Origin of the sequence: Lactobacillus rodentium (genome assembly GCF_003423665.1) — a bacterium.
Classification (GTDB): Bacteria; Bacillota; Bacilli; order Lactobacillales; family Lactobacillaceae; genus Lactobacillus; species Lactobacillus rodentium.
On record NZ_BFBY01000001.1, the window covers coordinates 60,401 to 76,663 of the forward strand.

Below are 16,263 nucleotides of genomic sequence, written 5' to 3' on the forward strand. Positions count from 1 at the left end.
TAATAACGAGCGTTATTATTGTTTTGTTAGATAAATAATATATCAAGTGTTCATAATTTGGTGAGGAGAAAAATACTAATGGAGAAAAAAGATAATGAGAGAATAAATCATTTTTCAATAAGAAAATTAAGTATTGGAGCAGCCTCAGTTTTGTTGTCGACTACTTTATATTTTGGAATTAATATTTCAAATTCCACAGTTCATGCAGCAGAAGAAACAACAAGTACTTCAACTATTCCCGTAACTGAAAATACAAAGCCTGCAAAAGAAAGCTCATCCATAGCGGCTTCACAATTAGAGCAAACAACTCAAGATCAAAATAATAAGTCTACTCTAATTCAACAAAAAAATGTTTCTCCTGAAAAAGTAGAAAATAAAGTAAATCAGAATAATACTTCAGTTAAAAAAGAAGTAACTAAACCAAGTGCCAATATTATTTATGCTGGGTCAACGCAAAATGTTCAAGTAAATGGTTGGTTTAAAGTAGAAGTAAATAGTGGAACTTTAACTAATATACCTCAAGGTTCTAGTTACCAAATTGCCATTGGCCAAAATTTACCTTTAAACTATAATCGTTTAGATATCAATATTCCTAAATTTAGTGTGACTAATAATGGTGAAGGTGTTTTTGATGTAACAGCTGATGGAGATTATACTAATGCTAGTTTTGATATCATTGCATCAATGAGTTATAAAGAACCAATTTCAGCAAATAAAACAATTACTTTGCCTGTAACTATTACTCATAATGGACAAACCACTAACTTAGATACTCAAGTTAATATAACTCCAGAACCTAAAAAGACAGAAAGTGAAGCTCATCCTTTAATTTATTACAAGTGTTTTGGTTTAAACCCTCAAACTAAGCGAATTTCTTGGGGAGTATATGTAAACTACAACGAAGAAGAACTTAAAGATGTTGATGTTAGCGCTATATTTAATGGAGACCAACAATTAGTAAAGGATAGTATTGCAGTTTATGCACCAACTCAAGATGAACTTGGTGATGGAATCAATACTGAAAAGTATCCAGATAATACATATAATTATGATTTATCTGCTCAAATGCAAAAAGAATCTACTCCAACTAGCGTTAAGCTACAACAAGCTGGTCCCTTTGTTGTAGATGGGAAGAATTATTCTAAGCAACCTTTGTATATTTATTTCCAAACTCAATTACCAAGTAGTGCAAATGTTTCATCAGGTGAAGGTTTAAGTAAATATTCGAGTGTATTAAATTTGAAGGCATCAGGGATTGCAGTTCATACACCTCCTACTAGTCCTGCTTCTTCAGGTAATGGCGGTCAAGCTGATGGAGAAAATATCCCTGTAGCTGTTAGTGAAACTAGAACTATTAACGAAACCATTAATTATCTTTATGAAGGCACAAACAAGACGGCTGCTCCACAATATAAAGCAGTACCAATAACTTTTACGCGCACTGGTGAAAAGAATGTTGTAACTGGTAAGGTAACTTGGGGTAAATGGAATGCAGATGAAAGCTTTAAATCAGTGACCTCACCAACTATCAAAGGATATACGGCAGATAAAAAAGTTATCACTAGCCAAAATGTAAATCCAGACAGTAAAGATTTAGTATTTGATGTGTATTACACTAAAAATGCTCCAACTAAAGTTAGTGAAACTAGAACCATTAATGAAACCATTAATTATCTTTATGAAGGCACAAACAAGACAGTCGCTCCACAATATAAGGCAGTACCAATAACTTTTACGCGCACTGGTGAAAAAGATGCAGTAACTGATAAAGTAACTTGGGGTAAATGGAATGCAGATGAAAGCTTTAAGGCCGTAACCTCACCAACTATCAAAGGATATACGGCAGATAAAAAAGTTATCACTAGTCAAAGTGTAAATCCAGACAGTAAAGATTTAGTATTTAACGTATATTACTCAAAAAATGAACAAACTAGTGGTACAGTTTTGCTTCAAGATGATGATGTAATTAATGAAACAATTAAGTACATTTATGCTGATTCGGGTCTACAAGCAGCTCCAACTTATAAGAATGTTATCGGCTTTACTAGAGAAGGAATAAGTAATGGTAAAACTACTATCTGGAAGACTTGGAATCCAGAAAATGGAACTTTTGAAGCAGTAACTTCACCTAATATTGCAGGATATACTGTAAGCAAAAAGGTAGTTAATGCGATGACAGTAAAACCTGGAGATAAGGATATTGAAATAACTATTTATTACACCCCAATTCCATCTCCAACCCCAACTCCGGACTCAACTCCTGTTCCTGATCCAGATCCAACTCCACAACCTCATCCTCAACCAACTCCAACCCCAACTCCTAGTCCTAATCCAGACCCAACAACCCCCGATGTACCGCAACCACATGCAGCAATCACTTCAGAAGAAAATACTAGGGTAATAGTTAACCACCCTAATAAGAGTCAGGTGATTGCAAGCGCAACTGGTCATTCTGATAAAAAAGATATAACTACTCAAGTTCAAGGCCAGAAAAAAGAAACTTTACCACAAACTGGTAGTCAAAGAAATGAACTGGGATTAATAGGTTTAGGGATTAGTTTGGTTGCTACAATGCTTTCTTTAGTTGGTTTTAATGAGAAGAAAGAACATTAATATAAAAACGAGTTTTGTTAAACTCGTTTTTTCTTTTCTATTTATTTTTTTGTTCAGCCAGAAGATCTCTAATTTCTTTTAGATAAATTTCTTCTTGTGATGGGCCAGTTTCTTTTGGCCTCATTGGGATAACTTTAGTTACAGCCTTCATTAAGAGGAAAACAACAAAAGCAATAATAATAAAATTGATTATAGCGTTAATAAAACTACCGTATTTAAAAGTTGCATCGCCAACTTTAAATACTAAATCAGATAAATCTATTTTACCAATGAAGATACCAATCAAGGGATTAATTAAGTTTGTTACCAAAGAATTGACAATTGCGGTGAAAGCACCACCGATGATTACGGCGATAGCTAATCCCATTACATTGCCACGAGAAATAAAGTCTTTAAACTCTTTTAGCATATTTTTACTCCTTTTGTACTTATTTAATTATAGTTTATAGATAAATTGTATATAAATTATGAAGATTATTGAAATTTTTTTAGAACTTAATTCCCGTTATAATAACCCTTAAAATTTTTCTATAAATGTCAATCCTTGTTTTTAAAATTTTATACTCATATACTAGATATCGATGCGTAATGCGGACAAGGTACGATATATAGTATTATATTGTAACCTAATTAAGAAAAGGAGATAGAATATGCAGGAATCGACATCACTCAATGGTTCAGTTTCAACCAAAAAAGAAAATTATTTTGTATGGTTATTTAACCAATTAAAAGGATGGCCAATTCAAAACTACATGTTGTGGTTTTTTGCTTTTGGTTTCCAATTAGCTTTATTAATTGAAAGTAAAATTACTGTTTTAAGTTTAATTACTTTTATCGGAACTTTATTAGGGACACTTTGTGTTTTAGCTATTAATGCTACTAAGGCAATCAATGGTTGGCTCGGTTTGGTGTCGGCAGCATGTTTTATCTATGCTGGTTTAGCAGCTAAGAATTACTTATCAATTTTTGAACAAGTTGCTTATATTCTTACTTTAGATTTACCAATTATTTTCTCAGTTAGATCTTGGAATGATGATACCAAGAATCACTTACGTAAATTCGGTGCAAAACAATGGGTAATTGCAATTTTAGGGACATTGTTAGTTTACGTAGTTTCTGGTTACTTAATCGGACACTTTACTAATGATCCTCGTCCTTGGATTGATTCAATCAGTTTTTCAATTTCATTAACTGCAGGAATCATGTGCTTTATGCGTTACAATAACCAATACTTCTGGTGGACAGCTAGTGGTATCTTCCAATTAATTTTATGGGGTGTAACGTATGCGCAAGGGGATGCTTCCTTAGCTATGGCAGTGAACGCCTTGATTTATGTCGTTAATGATGTGTTAGCCTTTACCGTATCACCATGGTTTAATCGTGGTCGTCGTCGGGAAGGCTTGCGTGAAATTAAAGGCCAAGAATAAAAATAAAAGCTCAGCGAAAGCTGGGCTTTTTTTGTGGAAAAAACTATTGATATTGAGCAATTTTTTGTGCTTTTTTCCTAAATTTAGTTGGTGTCTCATGATAATGCTTTTCAAATTGCTTGATAAAAAAGGTATCGTAATTGTAACCCACCGCATAGGCAATTTCGGTCAAACTTAAACCAGTTAAGGTAAGTAATTCAGTTGCCATTTTTAAACGATATCTTTGTAAAAATTGCATTGAAGTGCAACCGTAAGTTTGCTGGAAAAGTTTATTTAAGGAGACACGATTCAAATGCGCTACATTTACTAAATCTTTTTGTTCAACCTGATCACTATAATTTAGATGAATATAATTGACAGCCTCTGCCAATGCGTTTTTGCCAACTTCTTGGTTAAATTGTTCGACCATAGTTAAAGATTCAATTAAACATTTTTTTATTCGACATACCCAAAAATTATCTGTTTGAATTTGAATTTCACTAATCGCCATTAAAAATTGATTTAGGACTTTACTGTATAATTGTGAATTTAAACTATATATACCAGTATAACCTTGCGTACGATTAAATAATTTTAGGCGTTCCTTGATTATTTGTGGATCTTTTTTAATATATTCTTTTTCTGAAATACGTAGAACGGATAAAAAGTCGGGAGCAAAAGAGATTGTGGGTAAAATTGCATTTTGATTTTTGGTAATTTGAAATTTGTCTTTATCATTTAAGCAAATGATAGCAGGAGCAGAAATGTTGAAATCAAGCTTATTAATGTTACCCTCAATTTTTCCGCTTGTTAATAAAGTAACTGAATAGTGATTTGTAATTGGCAAAAATTGACCCTCATTTTGATTAAGTACAACATTAATATCTACATTTCTTTTTTTAAAACGATCATATTGCATAATTGATTTCCCTATTTCAAAAAGTATAGTTAAGCTTTACGAATACTTTATGGTGCATAAACAGAATATTAACTATATTTTATGTGTAAACAAAATTAATCGCAAGTTAAAAGAGAGGTAATTCATATGACTGTTAAAGTTGCAATTAATGGATTCGGAAGAATTGGTCGTTTAGCATTTAGAAGAATTCAAGACGTTGATGGTATTGAAGTGGTAGCTATTAATGACCTTACTAATGTCGAAATGTTGGCTAACTTATTGAAGTATGATACAACTCAAGGTACCTTTGATGCAGATATAGAAAGTAAAGATAATAATTTAATTGTAAATGGTAAAACTATTAAGGTTTTAGCAGAACCTAATCCAGCTAAGCTTCCATGGGCAGAATTAGGTATTGATATCGTTCTTGAATGTACTGGCTTCTTTGCATCAAAAGATGGTGCTCAAGCTCACATCGATGCTGGTGCAAAGAAAGTATTAATTTCAGCTTTTGCTGGGTACGATGTTCCTACTATTGTATTTAATACTAATCAAAATATCTTAACTCCAAACGATACTATTGTTTCTGGTGCTTCTTGTACAACTAACTCTTTAGCACCGATGGCTAAAGTCTTAAATGATAAGTTTGGTATTGTTGAAGGATTAATGACCACTATTCATGCCTATACTGGAGATCAAATGACTCTTGATGGTCCACACCGCAAAGGTGACTTTAGAAGAGCGCGTGCAGCAGCAGAAAATATTACTCCTACTACCACAGGGGCTGCCCGTGCTATTGGTCAAGTAATTCCAGAATTAAATGGAAAACTTGATGGTGTGTCTCAACGTGTACCAGTTAAGTCCGGCTCATTGACCGAATTATATACTGTTTTAAACAAGAATGTAACAATTGAAGAAATTAATCAGGCTATGCAAGATAGTCAAAATGAATCATTCGGTTATAACATTGATCCAATTGTTTCTTCAGATATTATCGGGATGCATTATGGCTCATTATTTGATGCAACCCAAACTCATGTAATGGATGTTAATGGTAAACAATTAGTTAAGACTGTTGCTTGGTATGACAACGAAATGTCTTATACTTCACAATTGGTAAGAACTTTGAAGTACATGGCAGAACTTTAATTTAATACTTAATATAGAAAGCTCAGCGAAAGCTGGGCTTTTTTATTTTGCTCAGTTGGTTGCATTTAACTAATGGCTTTCGTTAAACTAAACCTAAAAAATAATAGTGAGGTAAAAGTATGGATGAAGAATTACTCGCGCTAGCTGATGAAGAGGGGAATTGGCTCAAAAAAGCCAGTCAATTAAAAAGTGTAATTACCAGTAATGCTTATTTCAGGCTAAATGCGGGAATTTTATCACTTGAACAAATTAATGAATTACTTGCTAGTTATCCTGGAAATCTATTCTTTTATGGAAAAGATGGTCATTTTCTTTACTATAAGCAATTAATTGATATGAATTATGATCCAGTCGAATTAGGACACAAGACAATCAATTCTGATATTTTTGCAACTTTAAAATCTGGTAGTAAAAAGAGAATTATTGTCCCTGATCAAACAAATTCTTTAACAAGATTCGTAATAGATGAATATAAGAGTGTTTTTAATAAAGAGCACCAGTTTGCTGGAGTAGTTGAAATAGTTCAAGATATTTATCCACTAGTAGAATATTATTTACAAGAAACTGGACAAAAATTAGTACCCGATCCGGATAATAAGAAAGGTAAAGTATATCATCAAAATGCGGAAACAGATGCGGAGACGGGGGCTAGTGAATGGGAAGGATAAAGAATGAATTTTTATACGATTGATTACATTACGCGAAATCAAACTGACGATCGAAAAATGCTGTATATCTTAATGGTAGTAGCCGGCTTAGCAATGGTTATTTTTGTACTATTATACTTACGTGACAAAATGGCGACCAAGTATCGTGATTTGGGGATTATTGCTCTATTATTTTTACTATTATTTGCTGGAGTTCAATATGAGAAAGTTTTGCAGACTAACAGCCAAAAATCGCAGACTAGTCAATTAGTACCTTTTATGAAGTCAGTCGCAACTGATAAGGGAGTTTCTCCTAAAAAAGTACTAGTTAATTCGACAACCTTACAAAATGGACTAATTGTTAGGATTGATGATGAAGATTACCAGCTGAATTTAAATTCGGATAATAATTCATATACTTTAACTCGGGCCCATATTATTGATCATCATGTTTATGTAAATAAGTAGGAGAAAGATGTATACAGATCTATTTATAAAATTTGCTTTAGGGATTTTAACTTTAATTTTTCAAATTAATATTTTTGGTAAAGGTAATTTAGCCCCTACGACTGCTTTAGACCAATTACAAAACTATGTACTTGGTGGTATTATTGGTGGACTTATTTACAATCAAGACATTACGGTACTGCAATTTTTGATGGTCTTAATTCTTTGGACTTTAGTAGTATTTATTTTAAAATTTAGTAGGGATAATAGTAGTTGGATTAGAAATTTGATTGATGGGAAACCAGTACAGGTTATTAAAAATGGTAAGGTTCTAGTCGATAATTGTTTAAAGGCTGGAATATCTGCTAATCAATTAATGTTTCAATTAAGAAGTCGGGGCATCTTCTCTACTTCCAAAGTAAAAAATTGTATTTTTGAACAGAATGGTCAATTGACAGTAATTGAAAATGATGAAGATAATATTAGATTTCCAATTATTAGTGATGGTCAGATAAACGAAGATGTATTGGAATTAATTCATAAATCCAATCATTGGCTTGAACAAGAGGTTGAAGCAGCAGGTTTTAATAGTATTTCGGATATTTATTTAGGTGAATATAATAAGGGAAAGTTAACCTTTTTTGGCTACAATGATACTATTGCCAAAAATTAGCTAAAGGAAGAAGAAAAATGAGTATTTCAATTATGCAAGGTGTACTGAATATACCAGGTGCTCAAGATAAAATTAGAGCTAAGGGAATTGAAAAGCCCGGCTTTTTAGATAACTATACTTTGATTGACGTAGAAACAACGGGTCTCAGTCCCTACCATAACCGCATTACAGAGATGGGAGCCTTAAAAGTCCGCCATGGTGAAGTAATTGCAACTTTTTCAGAATTAGTAAAATTTCCTGATTCTAATAAAGTACCAGCATTTTTAACTAAATTAAATGGTATTGATGAAGAAGCAATTGAGTCTAAAGGAATGCCAGTTGATCAAGCGATAAAAGAGTATCGACAATTTATTGGTAGTGATATGATTGTTGGTTATAATGTTAACTTTGATTTGAATTTTGTTTATGATCTTACTGAAAAGTATCATTTACCAGTATTAAGTAATGATTATGTTGATGTTCTACGTTTGGCTCGCAGTTTTTATAATCAGGAAACACATAATCGTTTGATTGATTGTATGCAGAGAATGGGGATTGCTGAATCACAAGAACATCGCGGGTTAGATGATTGTCTTGATACTAAAAAAGTCTATGATAATTTACGAGAAAATTTCACCCAAACACATATGTTACGGGCACACGAATCAGTGAAATCACTTGATTTAACAAATGAATGGCCAGATATCGTAAAACAAACTACTGTCTTTAGAAGTCCATTTAAAAATAAAAATATTGTCCTTACCGGTGATATGGTTCTAGATACAACTGAATTAGAGAATGCCATTAAGAACTTAGGTGGCTTTGTTCAAGAACATGTAGATGATTATACTAATTATGTGTTTATGGGCGATGGTGATTTCTTTAGAACTGATTTAGTAGAACTGAATCGTGCCAAGGCCTTGAAAAAGAAAGGCCAAAAGATTAGTACTTGGTCCGAAAAATTCTTTTTGAGTGTTTTGGATGATTGGGCAAGATCATAAAAAGCGGCTTTAAGCCGCTTTTTTAAATATTTAATTTTTCATTACTTTTAGAAATAGAAATAGTAATTAAATAAATCATGTTGATCATGACTACAAAAAATGAGGTCATAATTACTACAGGGAAGTAATGGAAATAAAGGCAAATTAATAAACCAATTATTGTAATTAATCCAAAGAAAATGATAGTAGATTTTCGTAATGCAAAAATTTTTTGGTTATAGCGAGTTGCAACTAAAAGACCTAAATAGATTAGAGCAATCCCTGCAAAAAGACAGCATACCGTAAAAAGCGAATCTGCTTCTTTTTCGTGAATAATTTTAAGACTGGCTGTAACTAGGCTAATTCCAAAAATAATTGCATAGTGGAGATAAATAAGGGCATTTCCAGTTGCGTGTGGTTGATTCTCTTGGATTAAATAGTCGAATTGTAAAATATAAGTAAAGAAGAGAAATGCGACAAGTAAGAAAATAAAAACAGAATAGAAATTAAAAGTTGTTGGTCTGAAATAGTCGGCAATACCAATAATCGTCTCACCAAAGATTACGATAACTAGTAAATTTAATCTTTCTAAAAAGTGACCAAAATGGATAGGATGCTTAATAGTATATTTTTTGGTCAAACTTGGCATAATCCAGCTTAAGGCCAAACCAAGAATGGCAATTGAAAAACCAAAAATATTATCAAGATATCCACCTGTGAATAAACAGATGGCACGGAAAATTAAAAACCTAAAATATGAGATAGTAATTTTTTTATCTTCTTGCTTGTCTACTTGAAAATAGGTAATTAAATAGTGGAGTGCCAAAGTTGTAGATAAAAGTCCTGCTGAACTTAATAAGATCCGCATTTCTCTTAAATCGGTGGTATCAAATGAATTTGACATGAAAAGCAAAATCATCATATCAATAAAGTAAAATGCGATATCACTCCAACTTCCTTTGCCATAACGGTTAGTAAAAATCGTTTGGGTCATCCAGGAGCTGATAAAAATTAGGACAATAATTGCAAATAAAATAAAAGAAAATGTTGAAATTCGTCCATGTGATAAATGATGGAGAATTTCACTAGTTTTAGAAATCATGTAGACAAAAACTAAATCATAAAAAAGGGCAATTTTTGAAACATGTTTTTCAGTGTTTTCAGAGCTAGAAGTCATTAATAAACCTACTTTCATATATTATTGATATCTTTAGAATAATACTTATTGTTAAATTTAGGATAAAAATAAATCCTATCAAAACAGGGATAGGATTTTGAAAATTAAAATTCTTCATGTTCATGGGGATCAAAACGACGACTACCAATTTGATCAAGTGCGGTGATTTTTTCCACTTCTTCAGGAGTTAGTTTAAAATCAAAAATATCTAGGTTAGATAATTGGTGCTTAATTGAGCTAGCCTTTGGAATAGGAACTACATTTATTTGCGTTTCCCAACGTAAAATTACTTGAGCAGGCGACTTACGATACTTTTGAGCAAGTTGATTTATAAAGGGTTCATTAAAGGCTTCACCACCACGTTGTAGTGGACTCCAGGCTTCAGTAATAATCTGGTGAGCATCATCAAATTGACGAATGGTATTGCTTGACCAGTAGGGATGTAATTCAACTTGATTGATTGCCGGCATAATATTTGTAGCTTGATAAATTTTTTCAATATGTTCTGGTTCAAAGTTTGAAACACCAATTGACTTAATTAAGCCCCACTTCTGTGCATCTACTAAGGCTTGCCATGCTTGGACATATTTATCCTCTTTAGGGTTAGGCCAGTGAATTAGGTAAAGATCAAAGTAGTCTAAACCAGCTGAAAACAATGATTCTTGAATTTGATCTACAGCTTTTTGATATTCGTGATCTCGACCCGGCAATTTACTCGTAACAAAAATATCGTCACGAGGAATGCCACTACGTCTAATTGCTGCTCCAACTGCTCCTTCATTTTCATAGTTAACGGCACTATCAAGTAAACGATAGCCAAGTTTAAGTGCATTTTGAATGGCGAAACAACCGGCACTACCATTTAATTTATAAGTACCAAATCCTAATTTAGGAATTCGATTGCCATCATTTAAGTCAAAATATTCCATCATGGATGTCCTTTCTTTTAATGCCAAGCTAATTGCTTATATTTAGTGTAACATTAATTAATTTTTTTAAATAAGCTACAAACATATGTTCAAAAAGAATATACTAGTTTTAGTTAAAATCAGTTAAGGAGTAAAGTAATGGCGAAAAAGAAGCATAAACAGACTCAATCTACTAAATCTACGCTATTTTCATCACTTGTAGTTTTAGTAGCCCTAATTTGGGGTGTTTGGGGTAAATACGGTGGACAACTAAAGCAAGCTTATTCTAATAATAACGAACCTAAGTCTGGCGTAGTGAATAATGCTAATCGTGCAAATACCACCTATGGAGGATTATCTAAGCAAGACTATCAAAAATTAGCTAATTTAAATTTTCAAAGTGGTAATCGTGGATATGTTTATGTCAACAATGATAAATCTACGTTGATAAAAAATGCTTGGCAAGTAAATAAGGTGATTTATTCAAACCTAGATAATTTAAATAGAACTTCTGCTTCTAATACGGCCTTTCTTGAGCCACGTAATGTAGCCAATGATAGTTTGCGAGTCCGACAGTTTATTCAGCCAACTGCTTGGCATTCAAATAATAAAAGTGGAACTCAAATCTATAATCGGGGTCATTTAATTGCTTATTCAGTTTCGGCTGGAATTGATCAAGATGGTCAGTATAATCCCAATAATCAATCTGGTGATCAAAATAATCCTAAAAACTTATTTACTCAAACTGCTTTTTCTAATCAAAAAGTTCAAACTATTTTTGAGACAAAAGTGAGACAAGCCTTGAAACAAGGGAATAAGGTGATTTTTCAGGCTACCCCTATTTTTCGTAGAAATGAATTAATGGCACGCGGGATTAACTTGCAAGCAATTGGTGTAACTGGAAACTTGAATTTTAATGTATATATTTTTAACGTTCAGCCAGGGTATGCATTTGATTATAATAATGGAAGAGCAAGTATTGATCGTTCAATGCAGGTTGTTGAGTAAGAAATTATTATTCGTATTTGTATTATGCATACAAGATATAGAATTTGGTAAATTTGCTGGATATGAATATACATATCATGAATTACGAATTATATAATGAATATACGTCTCCATTATTCGTATTATCATCCAACGTACTAAAAATAAGTATTACTATATAGACACAGTTATATTAATTTACGAACCTTTTTTCTAAAAAAAGGTTTATTTTTTTACTTATTTATCATAGAATTTGTGTTAGCAAAATTTAAAACACACAAGATATAGTGGTGGAGGAGTAATGGAAAACAAAAAATTCATTGAAGTCAAAGATTTGCAGAAAACGTATGATAATGGACATCAAGCAATTAAATCTGTCAGTTTTTCTGTAAATAAAGGTGATTTAGTTTGTCTTTTAGGACCTAGTGGATGTGGAAAAACTACAACTTTGAATATGATTGCTGGCTTGCTCGCTCCTACCGGAGGTGACATTTTAGTTGAAGGTAAATCCATGATCCATGTTGAACCAAAGGATCGTAATATTGGCTATGTATTTCAAAATTATGCTCTTTATCCACATATGACAGTTTTACAAAATGTAATGTTTCCCTTAACTGTGGGAAAGGGTAAAAAGTCCAAAAATGAGGCTAAAAAAATTGCTAAACGTTACATGCAATTAACTCATATTGAAGAGTTGGCTGATCAAAAACCAGGTAAATTATCTGGTGGTCAGCAACAAAGAGTAGCAATTGCACGTGCATTAGTGCAAGAACCTAAAATTTTATTAATGGATGAGCCCCTTTCTAATTTAGATGCACGTTTACGCTTGAAAATTCGGGAAGAAATTCGTGCCTTAGTTAAGGAAGTAGGAATTACTACTTTATTTGTGACTCATGATCAAGAAGAGGCTTTATCAATCGGTGATAGAATTATTTTATTTAATGAGGGTACGGTTCAGCAAAATGATACGGGTGATAATCTTTATTTAGAGCCTGTAAATCAATTTGCCGCTAATTTTATTGGTAATCCTGTAATCGATAACTTCAAGGTAAAAGTTGAAAATGACTATGTAGTTGGTAAAGGTTTTAAGTTTGCTATTACTGATTTAAAGAATGAACGTTTCAAAAAAACACTTCAAGAAGGACAAACTTATACTTTAAGTGTTCGTCCAGAAAATCTTCTCCCCTTGATGACTGAAGTAAAAATTGAAAATGATGATCATTATTTAGAAGCTGATATTGAAGATATTGAGTTAATTGGTCGAGAACGAGTATTGAAATTTACTAATGATGGAAATTCAGAAAGATCTTTAATTAATTTGGAACACCAAGTTAAACGTGGTGATCACTTAACCTTCAGTTTTAAGTTGAAGCGTGTGTACATTTTTGATGATAATGGGGAACGAGTTTACTAATGAAACAAAATCAAAAGAAAGCCTGGCTATTTTTAGCGCCAATTTTAATTCTAGTGACCGTTTTCAGTATTTGGCCAATTATTAGGGCATTTATTATGTCTTTTAAAGGCGGTCCAATCATTAATATGCAATATAATGGGTTAGCTAATTATCAATATATTTTCAGTGATCCAGATTTTTGGCATGCTATAGCTAATACCGCCATTTATGCCTTTGTAACGGTACCAGTTGCATTGATTATTTCAATAGCATTGGCGTGGTTTGTATTCTCAAAAATCAAACATAAAACATTTTTTGAAACAATGTTTTTCATGCCATATGTTACAAGTACAATTGCAATTGGAATTGTCTTTAGATATATCTTAAATGGCAAATATGGACTTTTAGATTATCTTTTAAGAGCAATCCATTTACCAGCACCTGATTGGCTTGATGATCCAAGTATGAGTATTATTTCATTAATTATGTTTGGTGTCTGGGCGTCATTAGCTTTCAATATTGTAATTTTGATGGGTGCACTACGTAATATTGATCCCAATTATTACGTTTTAGCCGATATGTACGGTGCTAGTGAAATGGAAAAATTCTGGCGGATTACCTTACCACAATTAGTCCCGACGATTACTTTTTTATTAACTGTTAACTTAATTGGGGCATTTAAGATCTATACTCAAGTCTATGCCTTGTTTAATGGGGCTGCAGGGCAAGCAAATTCGGCTATGACTGCGGTTTTCTATATTTATAATAAATTCCAAGTAGTGAATACCCCAGGTGTGGCGATGGCTGCAACTGTAGTCCTATTCTTTATTATTTTGCTTGCGACATTTATTCAAAGAAAAATTACTAAGAAGGTGAACAGCTAATGAAAAAGAAAAAGTTTAGTTGGGGCATGGTAGTAATTTATCTTTTTATCGCTATCTTTGCTATTATTACGGTTTTTCCGTTTATTTATATGATTCTAGGTGGATTAATGTCTTATGAAGAGACAACTACAATTCCACCCACTTTGATTCCACATCATTTTAATTGGGATAACTTTCGGCAAGTCTTTGCACAAGCGCCTTTCGCTAGATATTTCCTCAATACCTTTATTACTGCGAGTGTAAGTACTCTAGTAACTTTGTTTACCTCAATTCTTGGAGCCTTTGCAATGGTTTATTTGAAATTTAGGGGAAAAGGTTTTATTCAGTTAATTCTTTTATCACTTTTAATGGTACCTGCTGAAGCAATCATTTTTACTAATTACACCACAATTATGGACATGGGATTGCTTAATACTTATCTTGGGTTAGTGTTGCCTTTCTTAGTATCAATTTTTTATATGTACTATTTGCAAAGTTATTTCACAGCGATTTCGCCTACTATTTATAAGGCGGCGAAGATTGATGGGGCCAGCGATTGGGAATTTATCTGGAAAATTTTGGTGCCAATGTCTAAAGGTGGCCTCATGACAGTTGGGCTTTTAAGTTTTATTGCAGGCTGGAATTCATTCTTATGGCCTTTGTTGGTGACTAACGAAGATAGCATGCGGTTGTTAAACAATGGGTTGACTGCCTTCACTACTGATGCTGGAGCACAAACTCAATTACAATTAGCGGCAGCAACTTTAACGGTTTTACCAATTTTAGTAATTTACTTTATTTTCAGAAAACAGATTATTAATGGAGTGGTAAGAAATGACCTCAAAGCCTAAAACAATAGTAACGTTTTATAATGGCTTGACAACGATTGGTGGTCCAATGATTGAAGTGGCCTATGATAAATCTCATGTTCTGTTTGATCTAGGGGAAGTTTATAAGCCTGACCTTGGTTTAAGTATGGAAGATGAAGATTATCAAACTTTAATCAAGTATCAATTAATCGGTGATGTAAAAAATTTTTATGATCCTCAAATAACCGGTCAACCAATTGATGGTGAACGTTGGCATCATGCGGCCGCTTATATTTCACATGTTCACTTAGATCACAGCAAGGTGGTAAATCTTATTGCACCAGAGATTCCGGTTTATGCTGGACCAATTACCGCAAGGTTATTATCAACTCTTAATCAAAATGGAGATTTTCTTTTACCGGCCGCAGGACATGATAAAAGTTATACTCGTCCTATTACGGCTGTTGAACTAGGTCATTCAATCAAAGTAGGAGATATTACCCTGGAAATAGTGGCTAGTGATCATGATGCATATGGGGCCACTGGATTAATTATTAAAACCCCTGATAAAACTATTGTCCATACTGGGGATATTCGGTTGCATGGTTATCATCCTGATTGGGTACGAGAGTTTATGGCTAAGGGTAATAAATGTGATCTCTTAATTATTGAAGGAACTGGAGTATCTTTTCCTGATGAAGATGGTGAAGAATTTTCCGGCCCTAAAAATGAGCAGGAACTAACTGAACAAATTATTCAGTATCAAAAGCGGAACCCTCAGCGTCAGCTTACTTTCAATACTTATCCGACTAATGTTGAAAGAATGCTGCGAATTATTGCCGATTCACCAAGAAAAGTTGTTCTACATGCAGAGCGAGCGGCATTATTAAAAAGAGCTTTGGGACAGGATGTTCCTTATTATTATTTGCCAGAGGACCAGAAAATTGATGCGCTCAATTCTGAGTTGGAAATTTCATATTCTAACTTATTGGAAGATGATCATCAATACTTCTGGCAAGTAGTAGGTCATTATGATCAGCTAAAAGTGGGCGGATTATATATCCACAGTAATGCCCAACCGCTAGGGGATTTTGATCCAGCTTATCGTCCCTTTATAGAAAATATTGAAAAGCGTGGTATTGAATTAATACCTTTACGCTGTTCAGGTCATGCAGGGGTTGATGAGTTAAAAAAGATCATTGCTGGGTTTGAGCCAAAAATATTGGCTCCGGTGCATACATTGCATCCAGAATTAGAAGAAAACCCATTTGGAGTAAGGATTTTACCTAAGCGTGGCGAAAGCCTTGAACTTAGTTAAAATTAATTGTTGTTAT

General features: G+C 33.1%; 16 protein-coding genes. 12 read left to right on the top strand and 4 right to left on the bottom strand.

The annotated features are described in order from the left end of the window. Positions 1-78 precede the first annotated feature (78 nt). Complete coding sequence (locus LrDSM24759_RS00305; protein ID WP_117117352.1) at positions 79-2,613, top strand: mucin-binding protein; 2,535 nt, start codon at positions 79-81, stop codon at positions 2,611-2,613. 37 nt (positions 2,614-2,650) lie between these two features. Here the strand turns inward: LrDSM24759_RS00305 and mscL are convergent, their stop codons facing one another. Beyond that, entirely contained in the window at positions 2,651-3,022 is a 372-nt protein-coding gene (gene mscL / locus LrDSM24759_RS00310) for a large-conductance mechanosensitive channel protein MscL (protein ID WP_117117353.1), read from the bottom strand. A 241-nt stretch (positions 3,023-3,263) separates the two neighbouring features. Between mscL and pnuC the strand changes: the two genes are divergently transcribed. Next, positions 3,264-4,040, top strand: coding sequence for a nicotinamide riboside transporter PnuC (pnuC, locus tag LrDSM24759_RS00315; RefSeq protein WP_117117354.1), 777 nt, complete (start codon positions 3,264-3,266; stop codon positions 4,038-4,040). Positions 4,041-4,083: 43 nt separating this feature from the next. On the opposite strand, the gene LrDSM24759_RS00320 is transcribed toward pnuC, so the two are convergent. Then, entirely contained in the window at positions 4,084-4,938 is an 855-nt protein-coding gene (locus tag LrDSM24759_RS00320; protein WP_117117355.1) for a helix-turn-helix domain-containing protein, read from the bottom strand. Between the two features lie 126 nt (positions 4,939-5,064). Here LrDSM24759_RS00320 and gap point away from each other — a divergent pair, with 126 nt between their 5' ends. The 5 genes from gap (at position 5,065) to LrDSM24759_RS00345 (ending at position 8,813) form a co-directional block, all read left to right on the top strand. Beyond that, positions 5,065-6,066, top strand: a complete 1,002-nt coding sequence (gene gap, locus LrDSM24759_RS00325) for a type I glyceraldehyde-3-phosphate dehydrogenase (protein WP_117117356.1) — start codon at positions 5,065-5,067, stop codon at positions 6,064-6,066. 119 nt (positions 6,067-6,185) lie between these two features. Next, positions 6,186-6,734, top strand: a complete 549-nt coding sequence (locus LrDSM24759_RS00330) for a PAS domain-containing protein (protein WP_245953314.1) — start codon at positions 6,186-6,188, stop codon at positions 6,732-6,734. A gap of 3 nt (positions 6,735-6,737) precedes the next feature. Further along, positions 6,738-7,181, top strand: coding sequence for a DUF3290 domain-containing protein (locus LrDSM24759_RS00335; protein WP_117117357.1), 444 nt, complete (start codon positions 6,738-6,740; stop codon positions 7,179-7,181). A 7-nt stretch (positions 7,182-7,188) separates the two neighbouring features. Continuing rightward, positions 7,189-7,833, top strand: coding sequence for a DUF421 domain-containing protein (locus LrDSM24759_RS00340; protein WP_117117358.1), 645 nt, complete (start codon positions 7,189-7,191; stop codon positions 7,831-7,833). A gap of 17 nt (positions 7,834-7,850) precedes the next feature. Continuing rightward, positions 7,851-8,813 (top strand): exonuclease domain-containing protein, encoded by a 963-nt coding sequence (locus LrDSM24759_RS00345; RefSeq protein ID WP_117117359.1) that lies wholly within the window; start codon positions 7,851-7,853, stop codon positions 8,811-8,813. Between the two features lie 22 nt (positions 8,814-8,835). Here the strand turns inward: LrDSM24759_RS00345 and LrDSM24759_RS00350 are convergent, their stop codons facing one another. Continuing rightward, positions 8,836-9,969, bottom strand: a complete 1,134-nt coding sequence (locus LrDSM24759_RS00350; protein ID WP_117117360.1) for a low temperature requirement protein A — start codon at positions 9,967-9,969, stop codon at positions 8,836-8,838. 104 nt (positions 9,970-10,073) lie between these two features. Then, on the bottom strand, positions 10,074-10,898 hold the full coding sequence (locus LrDSM24759_RS00355) for an aldo/keto reductase (RefSeq protein ID WP_117117690.1): 825 nt from the start codon (positions 10,896-10,898) through the stop codon (positions 10,074-10,076). 138 nt (positions 10,899-11,036) lie between these two features. On the opposite strand from LrDSM24759_RS00355, the gene LrDSM24759_RS00360 reads away from it, so the two are divergent. From LrDSM24759_RS00360 to LrDSM24759_RS00380, 5 genes are all read left to right on the top strand, one after another. Beyond that, on the top strand, positions 11,037-11,885 hold the full coding sequence (locus tag LrDSM24759_RS00360; RefSeq protein WP_117117361.1) for a DNA/RNA non-specific endonuclease: 849 nt from the start codon (positions 11,037-11,039) through the stop codon (positions 11,883-11,885). Positions 11,886-12,165: 280 nt separating this feature from the next. Further along, entirely contained in the window at positions 12,166-13,278 is a 1,113-nt protein-coding gene (locus LrDSM24759_RS00365; protein ID WP_117117362.1) for an ABC transporter ATP-binding protein, read from the top strand. Then, on the top strand, positions 13,278-14,141 hold the full coding sequence (locus LrDSM24759_RS00370; protein WP_117117363.1) for a carbohydrate ABC transporter permease: 864 nt from the start codon (positions 13,278-13,280) through the stop codon (positions 14,139-14,141). Before LrDSM24759_RS00365 ends, LrDSM24759_RS00370 begins: the two co-directional genes overlap by 1 nt. Next, a complete protein-coding gene (locus tag LrDSM24759_RS00375; RefSeq protein ID WP_117117364.1) occupies positions 14,141-14,971 on the top strand; it encodes a carbohydrate ABC transporter permease in 831 nt (276 codons plus the stop codon). The genes LrDSM24759_RS00370 and LrDSM24759_RS00375 overlap by 1 nt, the downstream gene beginning before the upstream one ends. Further along, positions 14,955-16,247, top strand: coding sequence for an MBL fold metallo-hydrolase (locus LrDSM24759_RS00380; protein WP_117117365.1), 1,293 nt, complete (start codon positions 14,955-14,957; stop codon positions 16,245-16,247). Before LrDSM24759_RS00375 ends, LrDSM24759_RS00380 begins: the two co-directional genes overlap by 17 nt. Positions 16,248-16,263 lie beyond the last annotated feature (16 nt).

Excerpts from the sequence above, each read along its gene's own strand:
- pnuC (WP_117117354.1), top strand. The coding sequence starts at position 3,264 with ATGCAGGAATCGACATCACTCAATGGTTCAGTTTCAACCAAAAAAGAA.
- LrDSM24759_RS00380 (WP_117117365.1), top strand. The coding sequence starts at position 14,955 with ATGACCTCAAAGCCTAAAACAATAGTAACGTTTTATAATGGCTTGACA.
- LrDSM24759_RS00355 (WP_117117690.1), bottom strand. The coding sequence starts at position 10,898 with ATGGAATATTTTGACTTAAATGATGGCAATCGAATTCCTAAATTAGGA.
- LrDSM24759_RS00370 (WP_117117363.1), top strand. The coding sequence starts at position 13,278 with ATGAAACAAAATCAAAAGAAAGCCTGGCTATTTTTAGCGCCAATTTTA.
- LrDSM24759_RS00320 (WP_117117355.1), bottom strand. The coding sequence starts at position 4,938 with ATGCAATATGATCGTTTTAAAAAAAGAAATGTAGATATTAATGTTGTA.
- LrDSM24759_RS00375 (WP_117117364.1), top strand. The coding sequence starts at position 14,141 with ATGAAAAAGAAAAAGTTTAGTTGGGGCATGGTAGTAATTTATCTTTTT.
- LrDSM24759_RS00365 (WP_117117362.1), top strand. The coding sequence starts at position 12,166 with ATGGAAAACAAAAAATTCATTGAAGTCAAAGATTTGCAGAAAACGTAT.
- gap (WP_117117356.1), top strand. The coding sequence starts at position 5,065 with ATGACTGTTAAAGTTGCAATTAATGGATTCGGAAGAATTGGTCGTTTA.
- LrDSM24759_RS00340 (WP_117117358.1), top strand. The coding sequence starts at position 7,189 with ATGTATACAGATCTATTTATAAAATTTGCTTTAGGGATTTTAACTTTA.
- LrDSM24759_RS00360 (WP_117117361.1), top strand. The coding sequence starts at position 11,037 with ATGGCGAAAAAGAAGCATAAACAGACTCAATCTACTAAATCTACGCTA.
- mscL (WP_117117353.1), bottom strand. The coding sequence starts at position 3,022 with ATGCTAAAAGAGTTTAAAGACTTTATTTCTCGTGGCAATGTAATGGGA.
- LrDSM24759_RS00305 (WP_117117352.1), top strand. The coding sequence starts at position 79 with ATGGAGAAAAAAGATAATGAGAGAATAAATCATTTTTCAATAAGAAAA.
- LrDSM24759_RS00350 (WP_117117360.1), bottom strand. The coding sequence starts at position 9,969 with ATGACTTCTAGCTCTGAAAACACTGAAAAACATGTTTCAAAAATTGCC.
- LrDSM24759_RS00345 (WP_117117359.1), top strand. The coding sequence starts at position 7,851 with ATGAGTATTTCAATTATGCAAGGTGTACTGAATATACCAGGTGCTCAA.
- LrDSM24759_RS00330 (WP_245953314.1), top strand. The coding sequence starts at position 6,186 with ATGGATGAAGAATTACTCGCGCTAGCTGATGAAGAGGGGAATTGGCTC.
- LrDSM24759_RS00335 (WP_117117357.1), top strand. The coding sequence starts at position 6,738 with ATGAATTTTTATACGATTGATTACATTACGCGAAATCAAACTGACGAT.